General features: G+C 25.8%; 6 protein-coding genes. All 6 read left to right on the plus strand.

Annotation, left to right across the window (positions count from 1 at the left end; all coding sequences use genetic code 11):
* Positions 1 to 44: 44 nt before the first annotated feature.
* The 6 genes from cas3 to HUJ77_RS09245 all read left to right on the plus strand — a co-directional run bounded on the left by cas3 (position 45) and on the right by HUJ77_RS09245 (position 3,430).
* A complete protein-coding gene (gene cas3 / locus HUJ77_RS09220) occupies positions 45 to 569 on the plus strand; it encodes a CRISPR-associated helicase Cas3' (RefSeq protein ID WP_291708292.1) in 525 nt (174 codons plus the stop codon).
* A gap of 52 nt (positions 570 to 621) precedes the next feature.
* On the plus strand, positions 622 to 1,134 hold the full coding sequence (locus HUJ77_RS09225) for a lysozyme inhibitor LprI family protein (RefSeq protein ID WP_291708293.1): 513 nt from the start codon (positions 622 to 624) through the stop codon (positions 1,132 to 1,134).
* Positions 1,135 to 1,232: 98 nt separating this feature from the next.
* Positions 1,233 to 1,703, plus strand: a complete 471-nt coding sequence (locus HUJ77_RS09230) for a hypothetical protein (protein ID WP_366033149.1) — start codon at positions 1,233 to 1,235, stop codon at positions 1,701 to 1,703.
* 40 nt (positions 1,704 to 1,743) lie between these two features.
* Positions 1,744 to 1,971 (plus strand): hypothetical protein, encoded by a 228-nt coding sequence (locus HUJ77_RS09235; RefSeq protein ID WP_291708294.1) that lies wholly within the window; start codon positions 1,744 to 1,746, stop codon positions 1,969 to 1,971.
* A 236-nt stretch (positions 1,972 to 2,207) separates the two neighbouring features.
* Positions 2,208 to 2,840 (plus strand): hypothetical protein, encoded by a 633-nt coding sequence (locus HUJ77_RS09240; protein ID WP_291708295.1) that lies wholly within the window; start codon positions 2,208 to 2,210, stop codon positions 2,838 to 2,840.
* A gap of 26 nt (positions 2,841 to 2,866) precedes the next feature.
* On the plus strand, positions 2,867 to 3,430 hold the full coding sequence (locus HUJ77_RS09245) for a histidine phosphatase family protein (protein ID WP_291708296.1): 564 nt from the start codon (positions 2,867 to 2,869) through the stop codon (positions 3,428 to 3,430).
* Positions 3,431 to 3,575: the final 145 nt, after the last annotated feature.

Below are 3,575 nucleotides of genomic sequence, written 5' to 3' on the forward strand. Positions count from 1 at the left end.
CATTCTAGAAAGAGATAATAAGGACTACAACTCCATGAACCCCAATGGAAGGAATCCACCAGGAAAAGCAAACAATTAGAGGGAGAGGAAAAAAATCTAAAGTTTTAGTTATAGTAAATACAGTAGACAGAGTACTAGAATTATATGATAATTTTAAAAATAAAGGAAATGTAAAACTATTACATTCAATGTTTACAAATGGTGACAGAGCATCATTAGAAATGGAAATAAAAGATTTTACAAAAGACGGGAATAAAGAAAGTGGAATTTGGATTACTACACAAATAGTTGAGGCATCCTTAGATGTAGACTTTGATTATCTTTTTACGGAAATGAGTACGTTAGATAGTCAATTTCAAAGATATGGTAGATGCTATAGAAAAAGACAGTATAACAATAATGAACCTAATATTTATTTAAATAATAATTCTAGCAGTAAAGATATTAATATTCAGTGGAAGGATAATGATACTTTGAAAATTGACTTTACTAATGTAGATGAAAATGAAGGCTATACTCGTTTAAAAGTAGTTATATTTAATGGCATAAATATTGAGTATGAACAATAAATAGTTTAGAATATTGAGAAAAAAATAGAGAAAGAAGCTAAGGGAGAGCAATATGAAGAGAGTTATTAGGGGGATTGTATTTATTATTTTTATTTGTTCATCATTTTTAGTTGGATGTAGTAATAAATTTGCTGAAAAGAAAATTGAAAATAATAATACTAAGTCAAAGGTAGAAAAGGGCACTAAAGAAAATAAAGTGGCTTCAAAAAAGAATATTTATTTAGATGAATTAAATCAATTAGAAGATAAGTTAAATGTAGAGTTGAAAGATAAATATGCCAGTCCAATAACTCAAGATATGCTTTATGCAGCAGATGCTGAGTTTAAAGCTTGGGATGATATGTTAAATGAAGTTTATTCCGTATTAGAAAGTGATCTTCCAGAAGAAGATATGGATAAACTAAGAGAAGAAGAAAATGATTGGATTAATATTAAAGAAATAAAAAGTAAAGAGGCAGAAGATAAATATAAGGGAGGTACAATAGCACCATTTATGGCTTTAAGTAGCTTGGTGGACAGTACTAAAAGAAGATGTTATGAATTAGTTAATGAATATATGAATTAACTAATTCATTAATAAAAGAATATGGTTAGGATGGCTTTCGTTATTGCTTACTATTATAGGAATTTTATTTACTTTTTCTTTTGGAGACAAGGTGTGTTATGGAGATATTATTTATATCTTCATTTATTTTGGGATATAAGGCTAAAGATAATATTGACTTCAGAAAATATATAAATGAATTTTGGATTTGTAAAGGAGCTTTTATGAAAATTTATACACAAGAGAAATTACAAGGTGCAATAAAAACTGTATCTTCAACTATAAATAACTGTGAGAAAATGCAACATAAATTTAAAGAAGGTACTTCACAACATTCTCTTTTAAATAATAGAATAAAAGCATTAAAAATTTCTAAATACTTATTAGAATCAGATAGAAATATAGATATGTATAGTAATGATGAATTAGAAAAAGCATTGCCACCAGTTATTTCTATTATAAATAAAACTGAAAAAGCTAGAAGTAAATATAGAGAAGATAGTAATCAGTATAAGAGACTAACACCACTTATAGAAGCAATGTATATTTCTAAAGAATTAATAGAAAAAGAAATTAAAGAGAAAAATTAAAAAAATTATATAAATTGTATTTATATAAGGAGGATGGGAAATGAATAGTAAGGATTATAAGTTGATTTATGGTGCTATTGGATCTTTGATGCTTGTATTGTTACAAACAAGCTTCTTTCAAAATGCTATAGGTTTTGCAAATATGATTAGAATACCTTATTTAGGAGATATAGTATTTCTATTATCAAGTATCCTTTCATTTGTAGGTGCTATTATATTTACATCTATAGCTATTAAATTAATACTTAATATGAATAAAGATAAATAGTTGTGATATATTTTTAAAAAATAAAAAATACTTAGAGATGACTAGTTAATAGCCATCTCTATTTATATATGTATTTAAGTTATTAACCATATATTGTAAAATAAAAATCTATTTGATATACTTAAAATTAAGCTTATACATAAAATGGAATCATAGAAATAACATAGAATATGATTAAATCTAGTATTACATTTTAAAATGTTCTTTTATTAAAAATTTAATTAGAGGGGTATTTTATGAGAAAGTTAAAAAAGTTATCTTTTATTAGCATGATATTTTTAATATCAGTAGTGTTAATATCATGTGCTTCACAAGGAGTAGATAAAAAGCCAGTAATTTATTTATACCCAACTAAAGAAGAGGTTATTGATGTGAATTTAGAATATAAAGGAGGACTTACAGTTACTTATCCTGAATATAAGGATGGTTGGAAGGTTAAAGCTAAACCAGATGGGACCTTAATAAATTTAGAAGATAATAAGGAATACTCATATCTATTTTGGGAAGGTACATCAGATTTAGACTATGATATGTCAGAAGGCTTTGTTGTTAAAAAAGAGGATACAGCAGAGTTTCTACAAGAAAAGTTAGAATATATGGGATTAACTGCGAAGGAATACAATGAGTTTATAGTTTATTGGCTTCCTATTTTACAAGAAAATAAATATAACCTTATATCTTTTGCTGGAGAAGAATATAATGAGTACGCAAAACTTGATATTACTCCTAAACCTGATTCAATTTTAAGAGTGATGATGGTTTATAAGCCTTTGGACAAACCAATTGAAATTAAGGAGCAAAAGCTTGAAGAATTTAATAGAGAAGGCTTTACAGTAATTGAATGGGGTGGAGCTAGGATAGATAAATAAAATTAAATGAAAAGGGTGATTTAGCTATGAATAAGGTTTACTTTGTAAGACATGCAAAGCCAGATTTTACTGTAGAAGATGATTTACTTAGACCTCTTAGCGAAGAAGGAATTAGGGCTACTAAGAAGGTAACAAAATATTTAAATGATAAGAATATAACTAAAGTATATTCAAGTCCTTACAAAAGATCAGTTGATACTATAAAGGATTTTGCAGAGGCAAATAATTTAAATATTGAATTAGTTGAAGATTTTAGAGAAAGAAAAGTATCTAATAGTTGGATAAAAGATTTTAATAGCTTTGCAGAAAAGCAATGGACAGATTTTAATTATAGTCTTGAAGAGGGAGAAAATTTAACAGAAGTTCAAGATAGAAATATAGAAGCATTACATAAGCTTCTTAATGAAAATCTTAATGAGAATATATTAATAGGAACTCATGGAACAGCCTTAAGTACAATAATTAATTATTATGATAATACTTTTAATTATAAAGATTTCAAAATGATAAAAGATATTATGCCATTAATAGTAGTTATAAAATTTCAAGGAATTAACGCTAAAAGCATGGAGTATATATATGAAATTTAATAATTTTCTGAAATGTAAATAAATTAAAAAAATACTTGCAATTAAAAATATAATATGTTATATTATAACAGTAGCAAAAAGCTAACAAAAAAATAGGTTTAATTTGGATAAGAATTTCTCGTTAATTAGAGATTATTATCAATTT

The sequence above is a fragment of the Clostridium sp. genome (genome assembly GCF_021443865.1).
Taxonomy (GTDB): Bacteria; Bacillota; Clostridia; order Clostridiales; family Clostridiaceae; genus Clostridium.